Origin of the sequence: Enterobacter sp. FB (assembly GCF_000805795.1) — a bacterium.
Classification (GTDB): Bacteria; Pseudomonadota; Gammaproteobacteria; order Enterobacterales; family Enterobacteriaceae; genus Enterobacter; species Enterobacter roggenkampii.
On sequence record NZ_JSZC01000013.1, the window covers coordinates 2,409,219 to 2,431,087 of the forward strand.

Sequence of the window (21,869 nt, forward strand, 5' to 3'; positions counted from 1 at the left end):
CTATAGCCCCTTATGGCTGCTGCCAGAGAATGACAGCGGCCGTTACCAACAAGTTGACGAGCGTCAGCGGCAGGCACACTTTCCAGCCGAAGGACATTACCTGGTCATAACGCGGACGCGGTAACGCTGCGCGAATCAAAATGAACATCATCATGAAGAACGCGGTTTTCAGCGCGAACCAGATGAACGGCGGTAAGAACGGGCCATGCCAGCCACCGAAGAACAGCGTTACCATCAACGCGGAAATGGTGACGATACCGATGTACTCGCCCACGAAGAACAGACCGAATTTCATACCGGAATATTCGATGTGGTAACCGTCGGCCAGTTCCTGTTCGGCTTCTGGCTGGTCAAACGGGTGACGGTGACACACCGCCACACCCGCGATAGCAAAGGTAATAAACCCAAAGAACTGCGGAATCACGTTCCAGATGTCGGCCTGGTTGTTGACGATGTCGGTCATGTTAAATGAACCGGCCTGCGCCACCACGCCCATCAGGGAGAGCCCCAGGAACACTTCGTAGCTCAGGGTCTGCGCAGACGCACGCATCGCACCCAGCAGCGAGTATTTGTTGTTACTGGACCAGCCTGCGAACAGGACCGCGTAAACCGCGAGGCCTGCCATCATCAGGAAGAACAGAATGCCGATGTTCAGGTCAGCGACCACCCAGGTCGGGCTGACCGGAACGATAGCAAACGCCAGCAGCAGCGAGGTGAAGGCGATCATCGGTGCCAGAGTAAAGATCACGCGATCGGAGAAGCGCGGGATCCAGTCCTCTTTAAAGAACATCTTGATCATGTCCGCGACCAGCTGGAGTGAACCACCCCAGCCCACGCGGTTCGGTCCGTAACGGTTCTGGAACAGACCGAGCAGACGACGTTCACCAAAGCTCATGAACGCGCCGCAGGTGACCACCACCAGCAGGATAACAATCGCTTTCAGAATGCTCAGCAGGATGTCGATAAGATCCGGCGTTAACCAACTCATGCTTTTGCCTCCTGCAGATTATCAAGACGCGCACCCGCCAGAACCGGCGCGATGCCAGGCATACCCATCGGCAGACCGACCTGCCCTGCTGTCAGGCTTTCAGAAATAATCAGCGGCAGGCTGATGGTCTGGCCGTCATAGCTAAAGGCAATGTTCGCGCCCGCGTTAACGCCAAGCTTCGCGGCGTCCGCCGGGTTGAGCTTGATGTACGGCTGCGGCATGCGGGTCTGGAAGACCGGTGAACGCTGGGACAGCTCGTCGCTACCGAACAGGTGGTAGTACGGGGCAATACGCCAGCTACCGTCCTGCGGCTGGAAGCTCGCCGGTACGGTGGTGAAGAAGTCCAGACCGGTTTCGGAAGCTTCAATCAGACGCACGCCCGGATCGCCGTGGCGCAGGGAGCCGCCCACTTCAGCCTGGAACTTGTTCCATGCCTGCGGGGAGTTCCAGCCCGGTGCCCATGCGAACGGGATTTGCGAACGCGGCGCAGACGGCTGGTTGTTCCCTTCCATGGAGAAGGCGAACATGGTGTCTTTATCCTGCGGCTGGCGCGGTTCGTGCACGCTGATATTGGCGCGCATCGCGGTACGGCCGCTGTAACGGTGCGGTTCACGCGCCAGTTTCTGGCCGCGAATGCGGAAGCTCGCTTCAGGCGCGGCATCTTTAATGCCTGCCAGCTGAGGCAGTTTTTCCACCACCGCGTCGATAACGTGGTCGAGCTGCGTCCAGTCCACTTCACGGCTCTGCACGGTGCTGTGCAGGGAATGCAGCCAGCGCCAGCTTTCCAGCATCACGGTGTTGCTGTCGTAGTACGCCGGGTCATAAACCTGGAAGAAACGCTGTGCGCGGCCTTCGTTGTTGATAACCGTACCGTCGCTTTCTGCGAAGCTTGCCGCAGAGAGCACCAGGTGCGCTTTATCCATAATCGCGGTGCGCTGATGGTCAATGACCATCACCAGCGGGGCTTTGGAGAGCGCGGCGTCTACGCGAGCGGCAGAAGCATGACGATGCAGGTCGTTTTCCAGCACCACCACGGCGTCAGCGGCACCGGACTCCAGTTCGCTTAACGCAGCTTCCAGCGAGCCGCCGCCAATCATGCCCAGACCGATGCTGTTCACCGCACGGGCAATCATGGTCACGCCAACGTCAGCACCGCGGCCTTTCAGAGCTTTAGCCACGTTGGCTGCTGCCTGAATGATCTCTGCGCTACCGGCATTGGTACCGGAAATAATCAGCGGTTTCTTCGCACCGGCCAGGGCCTGAACAATCACGTCAACCTTGTTTTGCAGGTCGCGATCCAGCTCAACGGCCGGTGAGTTGTTGTCCAGCGCGTGGGCAATGGCAAAGCCAAGACGCGCCTGATCTTCAACCGGTGCGCAGTAGGTCCACGCCGCGATATCGTCCAGACGGGTATTGTCGACGTTGGTCACAAACAGAGGATGCTTCGCGCGCTGGCCGATGTTCAGGATTGCCGCAATCTGCCAGTCAGCCACTTTCTGCGCCGCTGCCATTTCACGTGCTTTCCCCTTCACCGCCTGACGAACCGCCAGAGCCGCGCGTGCGCCGGTCTGCGTCAGGTCTTCACCCAGCACCAGAACCGCATCATAGGATTCAATTTCGCGCAGCGCAGGGGTATGGATACCGCCTTCACGCAGCACTTTCAGTACCAGCTGCAGACGTTCCTGCTCGCCCTGGGCGATGCCGGTATAGAAGTTTTCCGCCCCCACCAGCTCACGCAGCGCGAAGTTGCTTTCGATGCTGGCGCGCGGGGAACCGATACCGATCACTTTCTTCGACTGACGCAGAATATCTGCCGCACCCTGCATCGCCTGTTCAGCGTTCAGGGTGATGAAGTCGTCGCCACGGCGCTGAACCGGCTGACGCGGACGGTCTTTCAGGTTCACATAGCCATAGCCGAAACGACCGCGGTCGCACAGGAAGTAATGGTTTACGGTACCGTTGTAACGGTTTTCGATACGACGCAGTTCGCCGTAGCGCTCACCCGGGCTGGTGTTACAGCCCAGCGAACACTGCTGGCAGATGCTTGGCGCAAACTGCATGTCCCACTTACGGTTGTAACGCTCGGAGTGGGTTTTATCGGTGAATACGCCGGTCGGACAGATTTCCACCAGGTTACCGGAGAATTCGCTCTCAAGCGTACCGTCTTCCGGACGACCGAAGTAGACGTTGTCATGTGCGCCATACACGCCCAGATCCTGACCGTCTGCGTAATCTTTGTAGTAACGCACGCAGCGGTAGCAGGCGATGCAGCGGTTCATTTCGTGAGAGATGAACGGCCCCAGGTCCTGGTTACGGTGAGTACGCTTGGTAAAGCGATAGCGACGGAAGCTGTGACCGGTCATCACGGTCATATCCTGAAGGTGGCAGTTACCGCCCTCTTCACAGACCGGGCAGTCGTGCGGGTGGTTGGTCATCAACCATTCCACAACGCTTTCACGGAACTGTTTGGCTTCTTCGTCATCAATCGAAATAAAGGTGCCTTCGGTGGCTGGCGTCATACAGGACATCACCAGGCGACCACGCGTGTCTTCCGCGTTTTGATATTGCTTCACCGCACACTGGCGGCAAGCACCGACGCTGCCCAGCGCCGGATGCCAGCAAAAGTACGGAATATCGAGGCCAAGAGACAGACAAGCTTCCAGCAGGTTGTCCGCCCCGTTGACTTCGTATTCTTTGCCGTCTACATGAATCGTAGCCATTAGCATGCTTCCAGTTGGCTCGGTCGAAACCGAGCGTTAATCAAAATTCTTGTCGTTACCAGCGCGCTTTAAGCAGGTTCGGCTGAATCCCATTAATCGCATGGGTATTGCTGAACGGCTGCTTGATGCCTGCTTCGAACTCGTCGCGGAAATATTTGATCGCGCTCTGCAGAGGTTCGACGGCACCCGGTGCGTGGGCACAGAAGGTTTTACCCGGGCCTAAGAATCGACACAGTTGCTCAAGCGTTTCGATATCGCCAGGCTGGCCTTCGCCACGTTCGATTGCACGCAGGATCTTCACGCTCCACGGCAGACCATCACGGCACGGTGTGCACCAGCCGCAGGACTCACGGGCGAAGAACTCTTCCAGGTTACGCACCAGCGAGACCATACCGATCTCGTGGTCGACGGCCATCGCCAGCGCCGTACCCAGACGGCTACCTGCTTTACCAATGCTTTCGAATTCCATCGGCAGGTCAAGGTGGGCTTCGGTCAGGAAGTCAGTCCCTGCCCCACCCGGCTGCCAGGCTTTGAATTTCAGGCCATCGCGCATGCCGCCGGCGTAGTCTTCAAGAATTTCGCGCGCGGTGGTACCGAACGGCAGTTCCCAGACGCCAGGATTTTTCACGCGACCGGAGAAGCCCATCAGCTTGGTACCGGCATCTTTGCTTGAGGAGATGCCCTGATACCACTCCACGCCGTTCGCGAGGATAGCCGGAACGTTGCACAGGGTCTCGACGTTGTTGACGCAGGTCGGTTTACCCCACACGCCGGAGCTTGCCGGGAACGGTGGCTTGGAACGCGGGTTCGCACGGCGGCCTTCCAGGGAGTTAATCAGCGCGGTCTCTTCACCGCAGATGTAACGCCCGGCACCGGTGTGCACGAACAGTTCGAAGTCAAACCCGGTGCCCAGAATGTTTTTGCCCAGCAGGCCTGCTTCGGTGGCTTCGGCAATCGCGCGACGCAGGTTTTCTGCCGCTTCGATGTACTCACCGCGCAGGAAGATGTAGCCACGGTACGCTTTCAGCGCAAACGCGGAAATCAGCATGCCTTCCACCAGCAGGTGCGGCAGCTGCTCCATCAGCAGACGGTCTTTATAGGTACCCGGCTCCATTTCATCGGCGTTACACAGCAGGTAACGGATGTTCATGGATTCGTCTTTTGGCATCAGGCTCCACTTCAGACCGGTGGAGAAGCCCGCGCCGCCGCGGCCTTTCAGGCCCGACTCTTTTACCGCGTTAACGATGTCGTCCGGCGCCATGCCGCCAAGGGCTTTACGCGCACCGGCATAGCCGTTTTTGCTCTGATATTCGTCGAGCCATACCGGCTGTTTGTCATCACGCAGACGCCAGGTCAGTGGATGCGTCTCAGCAGTACGAATTACAGTTTTCATTTGTACTGCTCCAGCAGGTCAGGAATCGCTTCCGGCGTCAGATGGCTGTGAGTGTCCTCATCAATCATCATGGTCGGCCCCTTGTCGCAGTTACCCAGGCAGCAGGTTGGCAGCAGAGTAAAGCGCCCATCGAACGTGGTCTGGCCCGGCTTGATATTGAGCTTCTTCTCAATCGCAGCCTGAATGCCCTGGTAACCGGTGATGTGGCAGACCACGCTGTCACAGTAGCGGATCACATGGCGGCCTACCGGCTGACGGAAGATCTGGCTATAGAACGTGGCTACGCCTTCTACGTCGCTTGCCGGAATACCCAGCACTTTCGCGATCGCATAGATCGCCCCGTCCGGCACCCAACCACGCTGTTTCTGTACGATTTTCAGCGCTTCAATGGACGCCGCACGCGGGTCTTCGTAGTGGTGCATCTCGTGCTCAATGGCGGCACGTTCTGCTTCACTCAGCTCAAAAGCCTCGGTTTGTGGTTGTTGATTCTCGTGCATAATTAGCGGTCCACATCTGACATAACAAAATCGATACTACCCAGATACACAATCAGGTCGGAGACCAGACTGCCGCGGATGGCGGACGGGATCTGCTGCAGGTGCGCAAAGCTCGGCGTACGCACGCGGGTACGGTAGCTCATGGTGCTGCCGTCACTGGTCAGGTAGTAACTGTTAATACCCTTGGTCGCTTCAATCATCTGGAAGGATTCTTGCGCCGGCATGACCGGACCCCAGGAAACCTGCAGGAAGTGGGTGATCAGGGTTTCGATATGTTGCAGCGTGCGCTCTTTCGGTGGCGGCGTGGTCAGCGGGTGATCCGCCTTGAACGGGCCTTCCGGCATGTTGTTGAGGCACTGCTCAAGGATGCGCAGACTCTGGCGCAGCTCTTCCACTTTCAGCATCACGCGGGTGTAGCAGTCGGAAACGCCGCCGCCCACCGGGACTTCAAAGTCGAAGTTCTCGTAGCCAGAGTAAGGACGGGCTTTACGCACGTCGAAATCAATACCGGTCGCGCGCAGGCCAGCACCTGTTGTCCCCCACTCCAGCGCTTCTTTCGCGCCGTAGGCAGCAACGCCCTGGGAACGCCCTTTCAGGATGGTGTTGCGCAGCGCGGCTTTCTCGTAGGAAGCCAGACGTTTCGGCATCCAGTCGAGGAATTCACGCAGCAGACGGTCCCAGCCGCGCGGCAGATCGTGTGCCACACCGCCGATACGGAACCAGGCCGGGTGCATACGGAAACCGGTAATGGCTTCTACCAGATCGTAGATTTTCTGACGATCGGTAAAGGCGAAGAAGACCGGGGTCATCGCGCCGACGTCCTGAATGAACGTGGAGATGTACAGCAGGTGGCTGTTGATACGGAACAGTTCTGACAGCATGACGCGAATCACGTTAACGCGATCCGGCACGGTAATGCCTGCCAGTTTCTCAACGGCCAGCACGTATGGCATTTCGTTGACGCAGCCGCCGAGGTACTCGATACGGTCAGTATACGGAATGTAGCTGTGCCAGGACTGACGCTCGCCCATCTTCTCAGCACCACGGTGGTGGTAGCCGATGTCTGGCACGCAGTCGACAATCTCTTCGCCATCAAGCTGAAGGATAATACGGAAAGCACCGTGCGCAGACGGGTGGTTTGGACCGAGGTTGAGGAACATGAAGTCCTCGTTGTCGGTACCGCGCTTCATGCCCCAGTCTTCCGGTTTGAAGGTCAGCGCCTCCATCTCCAGATCCTGCTTGGCTTTGGTCAGCTCAAACGGATCGAATTCGGTAGCACGTGCCGGGTAGTCTTTACGCAGCGGGTGGCCGGTCCAGGTCTGCGGCATCATGATGCGCGTCAGGTGTGGGTGGCCGTCGAAGGTCATGCCGAACATTTCCCATGTCTCACGCTCGTACCAGTTGGCGTTCGGGAAAAGTTTGGTGATCGTCGGCAGATGCATGTCGTTTTCAGACAATGCCACCTTGAGCATGATATCCGTATTACGGTCTATTGAGATCAGGTGGTAGAAAACGGAAAAATCCGCAGCAGGGAGCCCCTGGCGGTGCGTTCTGAGACGTTCGTCCATGCCGTGTAAGTCAAACAGCATGACGTATGGTTTTGGCAATTTCTTGAGGAAATCGACAACTTCCAGCAATTGTTCACGCTTCACCCAAACAACGGGTACCCCGGTGCGGGTAGCCTGAACAGTAAAGGCATCCGGCCCAAAACGGTTGCGCAGTTCGCCAATGACTGGGTCATCCAGATGATCCCGGGTCTGCCAGGCGGCTTCTTGCGCGGTTAAGTCGGTCATATTGTTCACCATTGCAAATGGTCCGTGGTGACTGTTGAGCCTGGCTTCGCGCTATTTGAGTAGTGATATGCGAAGGTGTTCACCAGGCCTACAGGCGCAAATTAAATTTCGTCAGGCGTACGCAGATTGGTGACGGCAATACGTTCACCACGTTTACGCTCGCGCTCAGACTGCATGTTCGCGCGATACACACCCTGATCGCCAACGACCCACGACAGTGGGCGACGTTCTTTACCGATGGACTCCTGCAGCAGCATCAGCGCCTGCATGTAGGCTTCCGGACGAGGCGGACAACCCGGGATGTACACATCCACTGGGATAAATTTATCTACGCCCTGTACGACGGAATAGATGTCGTACATACCGCCAGAGTTAGCACATGCGCCCATGGAGATAACCCATTTTGGCTCCAGCATCTGGTCATAAAGACGCTGAATAACAGGTGCCATCTTGGTAAAGCAGGTACCGGCCACCACCATCAGGTCAGCCTGACGTGGGGAAGCACGCAGTACCTCTGCCCCAAAACGCGCAACGTCATGCACCGCAGTGAATGACGTCACCATTTCAACGTAGCAGCAAGAAAGGCCAAAGTTGTAAGGCCAGATGGAGTTCTTACGACCCCAGTTGACCATATCGTGCATGGCATGTTCGAGTTTGCCCATGTACACGCTTTTATTGACTTCTTGCTCCAGGGGGTCGGTTACGATCTCCTGTTTTTGCAGGGGGTAACGGTCATTCTCACCGTTAGGATCTATGCGGGTGAGCGTATAATCCATCTTATTGCCTCGCTGTTACTGCTGACGATTAGAGATACTGTTTTCCGGGTTGATGTGTTCACGACGTGAACGCGCAGGCGTCCAGTCAAGCGCGCCAATACGCACCAGATAAACCAGACCGGCCAGTAGCACTAAAATGAAAATTGCGGCCTCGACAAAGCCCACCCAACCACTTTCGCGAATGGAGGTAGACCATGCGAAGAGGTAAAGCGCTTCCACGTCGAAGATGACGAAGAACATGGCTACCAGGTAAAACTTGGCAGACAGGCGTAAGCGAGCGGTACCTACTGAATCAATACCTGATTCGAAAGGTGTGTTTTTGTGCCTTGCACGGGCGCGACCGCCCAGGAACCAGCCGCCGACTAACATCAGGCAGCACAGGCCAATGGCTACAATAAGAAAGATTGCGAATGCCCAGTGATGAGCGATGACTTCTGTGGATGTTGACATACTCATTGCTTACTCATCAAAAGTGATACCAACGACACTGCTCTTGCTGGCAGATGGGCATCACATCGATTCATGGGGAGGAACAAATAACCTTACACTAACTGTCAGAAATGAGACGTAGACAGCAAAATGATGGGGTTTTTTACTCCTTTCTATAACCTATTGTCAACTTTAACAAAGGTTTCTTCACATTAAATTACATCGAGCGATTCTCATTAACATTTGGTGCCCTTTAACCCTGGTGGGTACATGACTTTCCGTCAAATGTATGTTGTTGAATCGTGTCCGTTTCGGAAGTAAAAAAAATAACCCTCCTATTTTGACAGGATTTGCCAACGATTCCTCCCCCCAAATAGGAGTATTTTCTTGATCTGCGACACGCTTTTGTTAATTCAACCTGGAAAACGGCAACATATTTCCTGTTTTTTTAACATAGGGGGGATATGGATGAAGTTAGAACGGAAAACGGATGAGTTTTAATCAAAAGCATTTAGCTTATTGATAAATAGAGGGTATCCCGGAAATCCACGCGGCATACGCGGGTATTATTGCTAAAAAAAAGCCACTGCATGTGAAAATCACACGAGTGGCTTTTTTTTACACTTACATTTTGTTACCAGAATTTTGAGCTGGCGATCACTCAAAATCCCCTTCAACGATCAGGGAATCATCCCCCCCTTCGGAGGTAACGCGCTCGAACTGCCACGGGTTATGGTAGTTTTCCATCGCCTCGAACACCACCTTTGCCAGCTCGTTATGGCTGGACGAATTGTGGCAGAGCAGATATTCCGTATCCGGCAGCGCAGGCAGGCCATCAGATTTTCCCAGAACGCGCAGATCGGGGCTCATCATTTCTACCGGGCGGGCGGTGACACCCAGACCGGCTTTCACGGCGGCACGCACCGCTGGCAGCGTGGACGCCACATACGCCAGACGCCACGGAATATTGGCCTCATTCAGCGCCGTCAGCACCATATCGCGGAACGGGCTCGGGTCATCCAGTAACACCAGCGGCACCGGCTCGCCTTTTTGCAGCACGTATTCGGCCGCGCAATACCAGTGCGTAGGTGATGTACGCAGCGTCAGGCAATCAAACTGCCCGGGACGATGCGTGGTGACCACCAGGTCGACTTTATTCTCATTTAACATCTCAACCATAAAAGCATTACGCTTTACGCTAACGTCCAGCGCAAGCTTCGGATAAACCGAACTGATGCGATTGAGAAGAAACGGCAATATAGTATCCGCCGACTCATCAGATGCACCTAACGTTAGCACGCCCTGAAGGTTGCTAAACATTAATGACATACATGCTTCATCATTAAAGCGAAGAATTTTCCTGGCATAACCCAGAAGCTGAATACCGTGTTCCGTTAAGAGCTTATTACGCCCGTGACGGGCAAATAGCTCTTTACCAACCAGTTGCTCCAGCCGCTGCATTTGCTGGCTGACGGCGGACTGAGTTCGGCAAACGGCGGCAGCAGCTGCTGCAAAAGTGTTGAGATCGGCGACCGCAACAAACGTTCTCAGCAGATCGAGGTCGAGATTCATTATCGGACGATTTGCATTTATCATATCTATTCACTTTCAGGTTGCTCGTGCGGAGCTGCCCGGGTTGAAGCTGTGTGTGTACAGTTAGGCAATTCCCTCTGAAGATTTTCCCTCGCATCCCGGCCCGGCAGACTGCCTGACAGATAGTTATTGTGCTGCTTTATATCAACAGTCAGAAAGCACGTTTCATGACGTTATTTTTATTCTCTTAAACGTTCAGGATATTTAGATGTTCGCAGGTTTATGTAAATTACATTAAAGGTATAACACCTTTTCTGCCATCTGTATCGCAGCGCTGTCAACGTAGCAGGAGATGTGCGACACATTCCAGCCAGAGATAACTCTAACAATAACAATCAATTAATTCAGAAAACCAGTGTCAGATATACAAAAAACGTGCATCTTTCCTCTGCTTTCCTTGAAGACATCTTAACCCAAATCCACTTTATTTATAAGTCTTATTGCAATATTAAGGATTAAAGAAGAATGTTAAGCTTCTAAACTAATTTTATTAAAATTAACTAAAGTTGCATTTTATAGGTTAATAATAAATAAATTTTAATTTAGATTAAGACTATTCATTAATGGCACTTAACATTAATTTCACATGAGTAACTTTTATCCACAGTATGCTATTACAGAAACAGGTATCAAGCATTCAGGTTTTACGAAAAGTCACTCAGGGTGATTGCCACCTCTGTCCAGCTTACCACTTATTTTTAACAGCACATTATACAGTATTTTGGCAAATGGATAGCACATTTAACCTAACCTCTCGCTAAGCGCGCAACTTTAAGACAGTGAAAAAGCGCACGCGCAGCGAAAAAGATTCATCAATAATTTGCTCCGGGCACAAAATCTTCTCCTGCACACCCTTCAAAACGAAGCGAGGGGGGAGTACATTATTCCGTGCTGACTTCCACGGCAGGGAGCGGCAATAATAGCGAAAAGGTTAAAGGTTCATGTCCCCTATCGAAAAATCCAGCAAGCTAGATAACGTCTGTTATGACATCCGCGGCCCGGTTCTGAAAGAGGCAAAACGCCTTGAAGAAGAAGGCAACAAGGTTCTGAAACTCAACATTGGTAACCCTGCGCCATTTGGTTTTGAAGCGCCGGATGAAATTCTGGTTGATGTGATCCGCAACCTTCCGACTGCACAAGGCTATTGCGATTCAAAAGGACTTTACTCCGCACGTAAAGCCATTATGCAGCACTACCAGGCACGCGGTATGCGTGATGTTACCGTTGAAGATATCTATATCGGCAACGGCGTCTCCGAACTGATTGTGCAGGCAATGCAGGCCCTGCTGAACAGCGGGGATGAAATGCTTGTACCCGCGCCGGACTATCCGCTGTGGACGGCTGCCGTATCACTGTCCAGCGGTAAAGCAGTGCATTATCTGTGCGACGAATCCTCTGACTGGTTCCCGGACCTGGACGATATTCGCGCAAAAATTACGCCCCGCACGCGCGGTATCGTCATTATTAACCCCAACAACCCGACGGGCGCGGTCTACTCAAAAGAGCTGCTGATGGAGATCGTCGAGCTGGCCCGCCAGCACAACCTGATCATCTTTGCAGACGAAATTTACGACAAGATCCTCTACGACGCGGCGCAGCACCACTCCATCGCCGCGCTGGCCCCGGACCTGCTGACCGTCACCTTTAACGGCCTGTCCAAAACCTACCGCGTGGCCGGTTTCCGCCAGGGCTGGATGGTGTTAAACGGTCCTAAAAAACACGCCAAAGGCTATATTGAAGGGCTGGAGATGCTGGCCTCCATGCGTTTATGCGCCAACGTTCCGGCACAGCACGCGATCCAGACCGCGCTCGGCGGCTATCAGAGCATTAGCGAGTTTATCGTGCCCGGTGGTCGCCTGTACGAACAGCGTAACCGCGCGTGGGAACTGATTAACGATATCCCGGGCGTCTCCTGCGTGAAGCCGAACGGGGCGCTCTATATGTTCCCGAAAATTGACGCGAAGCGCTTCAATATTCACGACGACCAGAAAATGGTGCTTGATTTCCTGCTGCAGGAAAAAGTGCTGCTGGTTCAGGGCACGGCGTTTAACTGGCCGTGGCCGGATCACGTGCGTATCGTGACGCTGCCGCGCGAAGATGACCTGGAAATGGCCATCAGCCGCTTCGGGCGCTTCCTCTCCGGATACCATCAGTAACGTTGCCTTTCTGCCGGGTGGCGCTTCGCTTACCCGGCCTACAAAATCCGCAAATTTGCATCTTGCCTCCCCTCCCCGCACAATGAACGCCTGTCGCAGTGAAGACAAAAGGTAACCTATGAGTCAGAGTCATTTCTTTGCCCACCTCTCCCGCCTGAAACTCATCAACCGCTGGCCGCTGATGCGCAATGTCCGTACGGAAAATGTGTCAGAGCACAGTCTGCAGGTTGCGATGGTCGCTCACGCGCTGGCCGCGATTAAAAATCGCAAATTCAACGGTCAGGTTAATCCAGAGCGCATCGCCCTACTGGCGATGTACCACGATGCGTCAGAAGTGCTGACCGGCGATCTGCCTACGCCGGTGAAATATTTCAACTCGCAAATTGCGCAGGAATATAAGGCCATTGAGAAAATTGCCCAGCAGAAGCTGATTGAGATGGTGCCCGAAGAGCTTCGTGATATTTTCGAGCCGCTTATCAACGAGCATCAGTACACGGAAGATGAAAAGTCGCTGGTTAAACAGGCCGACGCGCTGTGTGCCTATCTGAAGTGTCTCGAAGAGCTGTCCGCAGGGAATAACGAATTCTTGCTGGCGAAAACGCGCCTGGAAAAAACGCTGGAATCCCGCCGCAGCGAAGAGATGGATTACTTTATGCAGGTGTTTGTACCGAGCTTCCATTTATCGCTGGATGAGATCAGCCAGGATTCGCCACTCTGATTTACGCCCAGCGGCGCTGCGCTTGCAGGGCCTGCTGGCTTGTTGGCCGGGTAAGGCGCAGCCGCCACCCGGCAAAATGCTCAGAACGGAAACAGGACCGGTATCAATACCACGCACACCACCATCACCAGCACGGTGAACGGCACGCCCAGCTTCACGAAATCGCTGAACCGGTAGTTCCCCGGCCCCAGCACCAGCGTGTTTACCGGTGAAGAGACCGGCGTCATAAACGCCGCGGAAGCGGCCATCGCCACCATCATCGCAAACGGATACGGCGATACGCCCATGGACTTCGCCATCGCCAGGGCGATAGGTGCCATCAGTACCGCCGTCGCGGTGTTCGAGATAAACAGGCCGATGGTGGCGCACATGATAAACAGGCAGACCATCATCATGTATGGCCCATACCCGCCGCCCACGTCCATTAAGCCTTTAACGATCAGATCTACCCCGCCGGTTTTTTGCAGCGCCAGGGCAAAAGGCATCATCCCGACAATGAGAATGATGCTCGGCCAGTGAATGGCTTTATAGGCGCTTTCGGCGTCAATGCAGCGGAATTTACCCATCAACAGGCAGGCGATGATTGCGGCGACCGGATTGGGGATCTCATCGGTCACCATCAGCGCCACCATCAATACCAGGCAAAAAATCGCATGGGGCGCCTGGCTGTGGGCCGGGGAGGCGTCGCTCTCCTCAACGGGCATGTTGAGCACCACAAAATCACGCCCTTTTTGCCCGAGCTGGCTAATCAGCTTCCAGTTACCGACGACGAGAAAAATATCGCCCAGCAGGATCGGCTCATCCACCACCGCCCCTTCCATCGCTACGCCATCGCGCTTCAGCCCCACGACGTTCAGACCATAGCGGGTGCGGAACCCCATCTCCCGCACGGTTTTACCCAGCAGTTCCGACTCCGGGATCAGCGACACCTCGGCCATGCCGACATCCAGCGCCTGATCGGAGAAATACTCCCCGCGCAGCACCATCGGTTCCAGCAGCTGTTCGCTGCAGAACTCGCGCAGGTCCACATCCGCGGTGGACATATCAATCAGCAGGACGTCACGCGCGCGGAATTCCGACACCCCGTTGACGTTGACGATCACCCGGCGAAAGCGTCGCCAGCGCTCTACGCCGATCACATTCGCGCCATAGCGCTCACGCAGCTTCAGGTCATCAAGCCGCTGCCCCACCATCGGCGAGCCGGGCCGGATCGCCAGACGGCGCGCGCGCCCGGTAAGGCGGTACTCCTTAATCAGATCGCGGAAGGTGCGTCGCTTCCATCCTTCTTTATTTTTGTCCTGTTTTTCACCTTTCAGGGCAAAACGGGTCAGCAGCATGTAGACCACGCCCATGACCAGAATGACCAGCCCAAGCGGGGTGACGCTGAAAAAGCTAAAGCCCTCAAATCCTTCCCGGATCAGTTCGCTGTTGACCACCAGATTCGGCGGCGTTGCCACCAGGGTCATCATGCCGCTGATAAGCCCGGCAAAGCTCAGGGGCATCATCAGGCGCGACGGCGAGCTCTGCATCCGCATGGAGACGCTCAGCACCACCGGGATAAAGATAGCGACCACGCCCGTGGAGCTCATAAACGCCCCCAGCCCGGCGACGGTCACCATCAGGTAGATCAGCATCTTGGTTTCGCTGCTGCCCGCCACTTTTACCAGCCACGCCCCCATGATGGTCGCTACGCCGGTGCGCACCAGACCATCCCCGATGATAAACAGGGCGGCAATCAGGATAACGTTGGGATCGCTAAATCCGGAGAACGCTTCCGGCAGCGTCAGCGTTCCGCTCAGCACAAACGCGACGATGACAAACAGGGCGACGGCGTCCATGCGTACCTTGCCCGTGGCAAAAAGAATGATGGCGATTAAAAGCAGGCTCAGGACCCAAATCAGTTCACCGTTCACAACCTATCCTTGTCAGTGGAAGATGAGAAATTTTGCCATAAAAAAGCCCCAGCAATGTGGGGCCATATCATGGGATTACATTTTTAGCGAGACGGTTACAACTCCGTCAGAGGCTTTTGAAACAGACAGTGCCGTCAGTGAATCCAGCACCAGGTCTGCCTCGTCCAGGCGGGGAGATTCCGCCGGAACGTTAACGGCGATGACGTGGCTTCCTGCGTTCAGCCCGGCCAGTACGCCAGCCGCCGCATCTTCGACCACCACGCACTCTGCGGGGTCAAGGCCCAGCAGTTCAGCGCCCAGTAAAAATGCGTCAGGCTCCGGTTTACCTCGCTTCACGCGCTCCGCCGTGATAAACACGTCCGGCGTTGGCAACCCTGCAGCCTTGTGCCGGGCGTGGGCCACCGGCACGGAACCGGAGGTGACGATAGCCCACGGGATCTGCGCCTCGTTCAGATGCTCAAGCAGTTCGCGCGCGCCCGGTAACGCGGTGATGCCGTCCGTATCGGTGGCTTCAATGTGTTCCAGGTACTTGAACTCCGCCTGAATGTCGTCCTCAGAGCGTCCGGCCAGGAAGTGCCGTAGCGAGGTGATGGCCTGTTTGCCATGGATAAAATTCAGCACGTCCTGATGGTCGATGCCATGTCTGTCAGCCCAATGGCACCAGGAACGTTCCACAACCGGCAGCGAGTCCACCAGCGTACCGTCCAGATCAAACAGAAAACCTCTACACTGCACACGCACCTCCGTCAGGCATTAATGATTTGTTGAATTTCGTTGCTGCTTAAATGGTACTGACGCGGGCAGGCGTGCCACGCGCTCAGCATACGCTGATATTTATCCCACATCGGGGTCTGCGCGTTGAAGCCGTGGGTGCCCGCGTCAAAGTGGGTATAACGTCCTTCCGTATTCACCATGAAGCGCACATAGCTCAGATAACGCGCTTCCGTTGCGGCATCAAAACCTAAGAAGGTCACGCGGCGCTCGTCAATGGACTGCTGATCTTTGAGATTCGTCCAGGACACATGCAGGGCGTGATACATCTCCATAATGTCGATCACGATGCGACAGGTTTCTTCTTTCAGCTCGCCAAACTCGCGGTCCAGTTCGCGCATTTGTAGACCAAAGCCGCGTTCGACGATGGTTTGCAGGCGGCTGTAGCGCGCAGCGTTATCGGGATCAAGCATAGTCATCATCTTGTACTGGTTAGACAAAATCAGACGTTGGGCATGGGTCATTTCCATCTTTCGACTCCTGTAGCGCATTGCACTTAAAAAAAAGACACGGTAACTGATTGTTACTGTGCCCTCTTTTCTTGGTCGTTTCGATGATCAATCACAAGTCATCGAGGAATGTTTTATCCAGTTGCTTAAATGCACGCTTTAACGTGTCCGCCAGCGCCTGGTAATCCGGCTTGCCTTCCACCGGGGCGAGCGCCTGCCCGGCCTCTTCCAGTTTACCGCGCACTTCATAAAACCAGTGTAAAATAGAAGGGGGAAGTGGCGTGATGGACCGTTTACCTAACCACCACAGGCCCTGCATTGGCAGGCTTAATGCGAAGAGCGCCGTGGCAACGGCAGGACCAAGCTGTCCACCCAACGCAATCTGCCAGCACAGCGTAAAGATAGCGACAGGCGGCATAAAGCGAATCGCATAGCGCGTGGCGCGGATGGTGCGATTCTCAATAAACATCGGCGCAAGGCGCTTTTCCATCGGCCACGTCTTTGCGTAATGCTGTCCCCGACGAAACAGGCTAAAGAAATTAACGGACGGGTTCTCTGGTGTCGACATGGCTGTACCTCAACTTCACATATAAAAATTAAAATTTTCGTGCAAAACCACAACAAGCTATGACAACGTTCAAAATATTTTGTCATCACTACCCCGTATCGGGTATCCTGTGCCAGCCTGATAGGGCCTTAGACGAGAATCATTAGCTCGTCAAATTATTGCATATTATGCCATTGGCTGAAAATTGTGCAAAATGGCATAAAATCATAGTTATTTCTTACATCATGCCACAATGTTCGTTTGGCATGATGTTAATCATAAATGTCCGGGTCATCATGCGTTACGCTGTTAGACTCACTGACGTTTTTTTAGCCACGTATCAATAATAGGTACTTCCATGTCGAGTAAGTTAGTACTGGTTCTGAACTGCGGTAGCTCCTCACTGAAATTCGCCATCATCGATGCGCTCAACGGTGACGAATACCTCTCTGGTTTGGCCGAATGTTTCCATCTGCCTGAAGCACGTATCAAGTGGAAGATGGACGGCAGCAAACAAGAAGCGGCTTTAGGTGCAGGCGCCGCTCACAGTGAAGCGCTGAACTTTATCGTTAACACTATTCTGGCACAAAAACCAGAACTGTCTGCTCAGCTGACTGCGATTGGTCACCGTATCGTCCACGGCGGCGAAAAATACACCAGCTCCGTGGTGATCGACGACTCTGTGATCCAGGGCATCAAAGACTCAGCCTCTTTCGCACCGCTGCACAACCCGGCTCACCTGATCGGTATCGCTGAAGCGCTGAAATCCTTCCCGAATCTGAAAGACAAAAACGTGGCCGTATTCGACACCGCGTTCCATCAGACCATGCCGGAAGAGTCTTACCTCTATGCCCTGCCATACAGCCTGTACAAAGAGCACGGCGTACGTCGCTACGGCGCGCACGGCACCAGCCACTTCTATGTGACTCAGGAAGCGGCAAAAGTGCTGAACAAGCCGGTTGAAGAACTGAACATCATCACCTGCCACCTGGGCAACGGTGGTTCTGTTTCTGCTATCCGCAACGGTAAATGTGTTGATACGTCCATGGGTCTGACCCCGCTGGAAGGTCTGGTGATGGGTACCCGTTCCGGTGACATCGACCCGGCGATCATCTTCCACCTGCACGACACCCTGGGCATGAGCGTTGACCAGATCAACAAAATGCTGACCAAAGAGTCTGGCCTGCTGGGTCTGACCGAAGTCACCAGCGACTGCCGTTACGTTGAAGACAACTACGCAGAGAAAGAAGACGCTAAACGTGCAATGGACGTTTACTGCCACCGTCTGGCGAAATACATCGGCTCTTACACTGCGCTGATGGAAGGCCGTCTGGACGCGGTTATCTTCACCGGTGGTATCGGTGAGAACGCGGCAATGGTTCGTGAACTGTCCCTGGGCAAACTGGGCGTTCTGGGCTTCGACGTTGATCACGAGCGTAACCTGGCTGCCCGCTTCGGCAAGTCTGGCTTCATCAACAAAGAAGGCACCCGCCCTGCTCTCGTTATCCCAACTAACGAAGAACTGGTTATCGCGCAAGACGCGCACCGCCTGACTGCCTGATTCCACACCGCCAGCAATGCTGGCGGTGCTGTTTTGTAACCCGCCCGATTTGGGCGGTAACGAAAGAGGATAAACCGTGTCCCGTACTATTATGCTGATCCCTACCGGAACCAGCGTCGGCCTGACCAGCGTCAGCCTTGGCGTTATCCGTGCTATGGAACGCAAAGGCGTTCGTCTGAGCGTCTTTAAGCCAATCGCCCAGCCACGTGCCGGTGGCGATGCACCAGACCAGACCACCACCATCGTTCGCAAGAACTCCAATCTGCCGGCGGCTGAACCGCTGAAGATGAGCCACGTTGAGTCTCTGCTCTCCAGCAACCAGAAAGACGTGCTGATGGAAGAGATCATCGCCAACTACCATGCTAACGCGCAAGACGCGGAAGTGGTGCTGGTTGAAGGTCTGGTTCCAACCCGCAAACACCAGTTTGCCCAGTCTCTGAACTTCGAAATCGCGAAAACCCTGAACGCAGAGATCGTTTTCGTGATGTCTCAGGGCACTGACACCCCGGAACAGCTGAACGAGCGTATCGAACTGACGCGCAGCAGCTTCGGCGGCGCGAAAAATACCAACATCACCGGCGTGATCGTCAACAAGCTGAACGCGCCAGTGGATGAGCAGGGCCGTACTCGCCCTGACCTGTCCGAGATCTTCGACGACTCGTCCAAAGCGAAAGTCATCAAAGTTGACCCGGCTAAGCTGCAGGAATCCAGCCCGCTTCCGGTTCTGGGCGCGGTGCCATGGAGCTTCGATCTGATTGCCACCCGTGCAATCGACATGGCGCGTCACCTGAACGCGACCGTGATTAACGAAGGCGACATTAACACCCGTCGCGTGAAGTCCGTGACCTTCTGTGCGCGTAGCATTCCGCACATGCTGGAACACTTCCGCGCAGGTTCCCTGCTGGTGACCTCCGCAGACCGTCCTGACGTGCTGGTTGCAGCCTGCCTGGCCGCAATGAACGGCGTGGAAATCGGTGCGATCCTGCTGACCGGTGCCTACGAGATGGACCCACGCGTCAGCAAGCTGTGCGAACGCGCGTTCGCTACCGGCCTGCCGGTCTTCATGGTGAACACCAACACCTGGCAGACCTCCCTGAGCCTGCAGAGCTTCAACCTGGAAGTGCCGGTTGATGACCACGAGCGTATCGAGAAAGTTCAGGAATACGTTGCGGGCTACATCAACGCAGACTGGATCGAATCCCTGACCGCGACCTCCGAGCGCAGCCGCCGTCTGTCTCCGCCAGCCTTCCGTTACCAGCTGACCGAGCTGGCGCGTAAAGCGGGCAAACGCGTTGTTCTGCCAGAAGGCGACGAACCACGTACCGTTAAAGCGGCGGCTATCTGTGCAGAGCGCGGCATCGCGACCTGTGTGCTGCTGGGTAACCCGGATGAGATCAACCGCGTAGCGGCCTCTCAGGGCGTTGAGCTGGGCGCTGGCATCGAAATCGTTGACCCGGAAGTGGTTCGCGAAAGCTACGTTGCCCGTCTGGTTGAGCTGCGTAAGAGCAAGGGCATGACCGAAGCCGTTGCGCGTGAGCAGCTGGAAGACAACGTGGTGCTGGGCACGCTGATGCTGGAGCAGGACGAAGTTGACGGCCTGGTTTCCGGTGCGGTTCACACCACGGCGAACACCATCCGTCCACCGCTGCAGCTGATCAAAACCGCGCCAGGCAGCTCTCTGGTGTCTTCCGTGTTCTTCATGCTGCTGCCTGAACAGGTTTACGTTTACGGCGACTGCGCGATCAACCCGGATCCAACCGCAGAGCAGCTGGCTGAGATCGCTATCCAGTCCGCAGACTCCGCGACCGCTTTCGGTATCGAGCCGCGCGTGGCGATGCTCTCCTACTCCACCGGCACATCTGGTGCAGGTAGCGACGTAGAGAAAGTGCGTGAAGCGACCCGTATTGCGCAGGAAAAACGCCCTGATCTGATGATCGACGGCCCGCTGCAGTACGATGCCGCAGTCATGGCTGACGTTGCAAAATCCAAAGCGCCGAACTCTCCGGTTGCAGGTCGCGCTACCGTGTTCATCTTCCCGGATCTGAACACCGGTAACACCACCTACAAAGCGGTACAGCGTTCTGCCGACCTGATCTCCATCGGGCCAATGCTGCAGGGCATGCGCAAACCTGTGAACGACCTGTCTCGTGGCGCACTGGTAGACGATATCGTTTACACCATCGCGCTGACAGCGATCCAGTCTTCGCAGCAGCAGTAATGTATTGCCGGATGGCGCTTCTGTATGACCGGATACATAGGTGACAGATCAGACCGGGAACATAGGTAACACTTTTAGTCTATCCGCACCACACTCTGGGTTTTTCGGTCGTAGTACGCAAGCGTTATTCCGTTGAAGATGATGGCCTCCAGGCCATCATCTTGTTCTTCCAGCATGATGTACTCATCAGTCAGCGCTTCACTCAGGAACACCGTCCCCTTTTTCCCCATATAGAGTGTCCCCCTCGATTTCACCCTGTAGACCGTTCCTCCTGACGGATAGGCATAGTCAGGAACACGGCCATCCCACTGGCGCTTCGAGGGGTGCCACACCGTTCCGGGCGTTGCACCCGCCAGGGCTTCATGCGGTCTTTCGTAGTTAAATTCTTCCCGGTAGTCACTGAACCACCGCTGTTGTTCTTCCATCGTCATGAAGGTGTTCCCCTGCGCCAGCGCACTTTTCAGGGAACGGTGCATGCGTTCGTGCCGCCCGTTCTCTTCGGGATGGCCCCGCCGGATACGCTCCGGTCTGACGCCCAGCTTTATCAGCCAGACGGCAAGGCGACTTAACCCGGCGATACCCGTCCCTGCGAAGGGCTGACCATTATCGGTTCTCAGAACGTCCGGCAGACCGTACTCCAGGAACGCCTCCGTCAGACAGTGCCTGACGAAGGGCTCGCTCTCACGGTCTGTTCCACGGCAGCTCAGCAGATACCGGCTGTGGTTGTCGGTCAGGGTAAAGGGATGACAGTACTCTCTGCTCAGCAGCCTGAACTTGCCTTTAAAATCAGCGCTCCAGACCTGATTGTTTTCACTGATGCTGGTCAGGGGCTGGCGATTCCCCGGCGTTCTGCGCTTTCTCTTTCTGTCAGGTACCAGGCCTTCGCGCTTGAGGATATCGCCGACAGTGCTGGCAGCAGGAACGGTAAAATCGACGTGATGATTGAGGAGCCACATCCGCAGTTTTTTCGGGCCCCAGTCAGGGTGTTTCTGACGCAGGGCAGTCAGGTGCCCGACGACCTCATCAGGAACCGTCCGGGAGTGAGAGCATGGTGCGCGCGACCGGTCAGAGAGAGAGGACAGGTCAGAAGGGTCAAAACGCTGAAGCCATTTGTAGCCGGTTTTGCGGCTGATACCAAAAAGACGGCAAAGAGCGGAGAAGGAGTCCGTACCTGCATGGCAGGCACGGATAAAATCAAGGCGTTGCATAGGTCGGGTCTCAGTCCAGGGCATAGCGAGTCTCCTCTTCTATGCCAGTTATAACTGTTACCCATGTATCCGGTCTAAAGTGTTACCCATGTTTCCGGTTCATACCCTTCGCTTATCCGGCCTACAAAACCGTAGGCCC

At 55.1% G+C, this 21,869-nt stretch carries 17 protein-coding genes; 4 read left to right on the plus strand and 13 right to left on the minus strand.

Annotation, left to right across the window (positions count from 1 at the left end; translation table 11 throughout):
- Positions 1 to 10: 10 nt before the first annotated feature.
- The 8 genes from nuoH to lrhA form a co-directional block, all read right to left on the minus strand.
- Positions 11 to 988 carry an NADH-quinone oxidoreductase subunit NuoH gene (gene nuoH, locus PI91_RS18470; RefSeq protein ID WP_008500211.1) on the minus strand — a complete coding sequence of 326 codons (978 nt, stop codon included), beginning with the start codon at positions 986 to 988 and terminating at the stop codon, positions 11 to 13.
- Complete coding sequence (nuoG, locus tag PI91_RS18475) at positions 985 to 3,708, minus strand: NADH-quinone oxidoreductase subunit NuoG (protein ID WP_039266781.1); 2,724 nt, start codon at positions 3,706 to 3,708, stop codon at positions 985 to 987. The genes nuoH and nuoG overlap by 4 nt, the downstream gene beginning before the upstream one ends.
- 55 nt (positions 3,709 to 3,763) lie before the next feature.
- Positions 3,764 to 5,101: an NADH-quinone oxidoreductase subunit NuoF gene (nuoF, locus tag PI91_RS18480; RefSeq protein ID WP_008500209.1), complete on the minus strand. Its 1,338-nt coding sequence runs from the start codon at positions 5,099 to 5,101 to the stop codon at positions 3,764 to 3,766.
- Positions 5,098 to 5,598 carry an NADH-quinone oxidoreductase subunit NuoE gene (gene nuoE, locus PI91_RS18485; protein WP_008500208.1) on the minus strand — a complete coding sequence of 167 codons (501 nt, stop codon included), beginning with the start codon at positions 5,596 to 5,598 and terminating at the stop codon, positions 5,098 to 5,100. Before nuoE ends, nuoF begins: the two co-directional genes overlap by 4 nt.
- A gap of 2 nt (positions 5,599 to 5,600) precedes the next feature.
- Complete coding sequence (gene nuoC / locus PI91_RS18490; RefSeq protein ID WP_008500207.1) at positions 5,601 to 7,403, minus strand: NADH-quinone oxidoreductase subunit C/D; 1,803 nt, start codon at positions 7,401 to 7,403, stop codon at positions 5,601 to 5,603.
- An 89-nt stretch (positions 7,404 to 7,492) separates the two neighbouring features.
- On the minus strand, positions 7,493 to 8,167 hold the full coding sequence (nuoB, locus tag PI91_RS18495; RefSeq protein ID WP_003861482.1) for an NADH-quinone oxidoreductase subunit NuoB: 675 nt from the start codon (positions 8,165 to 8,167) through the stop codon (positions 7,493 to 7,495).
- Between the two features lie 15 nt (positions 8,168 to 8,182).
- On the minus strand, positions 8,183 to 8,623 hold the full coding sequence (nuoA, locus tag PI91_RS18500) for an NADH-quinone oxidoreductase subunit NuoA (protein WP_006176516.1): 441 nt from the start codon (positions 8,621 to 8,623) through the stop codon (positions 8,183 to 8,185).
- Between the two features lie 630 nt (positions 8,624 to 9,253).
- The gene (gene lrhA, locus PI91_RS18505) at positions 9,254 to 10,192 is read right to left on the minus strand and encodes a transcriptional regulator LrhA (RefSeq protein WP_021241557.1); all 939 of its coding nucleotides are present in this window, start codon (positions 10,190 to 10,192) and stop codon (positions 9,254 to 9,256) included.
- Between the two features lie 938 nt (positions 10,193 to 11,130).
- On the opposite strand from lrhA, the gene alaA reads away from it, so the two are divergent.
- Positions 11,131 to 12,345, plus strand: coding sequence for an alanine transaminase AlaA (alaA, locus tag PI91_RS18510; RefSeq protein ID WP_008500204.1), 1,215 nt, complete (start codon positions 11,131 to 11,133; stop codon positions 12,343 to 12,345).
- Between the two features lie 118 nt (positions 12,346 to 12,463).
- Positions 12,464 to 13,063, plus strand: coding sequence for a 5'-deoxynucleotidase (gene yfbR, locus PI91_RS18515; protein WP_008503531.1), 600 nt, complete (start codon positions 12,464 to 12,466; stop codon positions 13,061 to 13,063).
- A gap of 80 nt (positions 13,064 to 13,143) precedes the next feature.
- Here yfbR and PI91_RS18520 read toward each other — a convergent pair whose 3' ends face one another.
- From PI91_RS18520 to yfbV, 4 genes are all read right to left on the minus strand, one after another.
- Positions 13,144 to 14,976 carry an SLC13 family permease gene (locus tag PI91_RS18520; protein ID WP_039266782.1) on the minus strand — a complete coding sequence of 611 codons (1,833 nt, stop codon included), beginning with the start codon at positions 14,974 to 14,976 and terminating at the stop codon, positions 13,144 to 13,146.
- A 75-nt stretch (positions 14,977 to 15,051) separates the two neighbouring features.
- Complete coding sequence (locus PI91_RS18525) at positions 15,052 to 15,711, minus strand: sugar phosphatase (RefSeq protein WP_039266783.1); 660 nt, start codon at positions 15,709 to 15,711, stop codon at positions 15,052 to 15,054.
- An 11-nt stretch (positions 15,712 to 15,722) separates the two neighbouring features.
- Positions 15,723 to 16,217, minus strand: coding sequence for a YfbU family protein (locus PI91_RS18530; RefSeq protein ID WP_008502874.1), 495 nt, complete (start codon positions 16,215 to 16,217; stop codon positions 15,723 to 15,725).
- Between the two features lie 91 nt (positions 16,218 to 16,308).
- On the minus strand, positions 16,309 to 16,764 hold the full coding sequence (gene yfbV / locus PI91_RS18535; protein WP_008502875.1) for a terminus macrodomain insulation protein YfbV: 456 nt from the start codon (positions 16,762 to 16,764) through the stop codon (positions 16,309 to 16,311).
- A 337-nt stretch (positions 16,765 to 17,101) separates the two neighbouring features.
- On the opposite strand from yfbV, the gene ackA reads away from it, so the two are divergent.
- Together ackA and pta are read left to right on the plus strand one after the other, a co-directional pair.
- A complete protein-coding gene (gene ackA / locus PI91_RS18540) occupies positions 17,102 to 18,304 on the plus strand; it encodes an acetate kinase (RefSeq protein ID WP_008502876.1) in 1,203 nt (400 codons plus the stop codon).
- Between the two features lie 76 nt (positions 18,305 to 18,380).
- Positions 18,381 to 20,522 (plus strand): phosphate acetyltransferase, encoded by a 2,142-nt coding sequence (pta, locus tag PI91_RS18545; protein ID WP_008502877.1) that lies wholly within the window; start codon positions 18,381 to 18,383, stop codon positions 20,520 to 20,522.
- Between the two features lie 74 nt (positions 20,523 to 20,596).
- On the opposite strand, the gene PI91_RS18550 is transcribed toward pta, so the two are convergent.
- Entirely contained in the window at positions 20,597 to 21,754 is a 1,158-nt protein-coding gene (locus PI91_RS18550; RefSeq protein ID WP_039265406.1) for an integrase core domain-containing protein, read from the minus strand.
- Between the last annotated feature and the right edge of the window lie 115 nt (positions 21,755 to 21,869).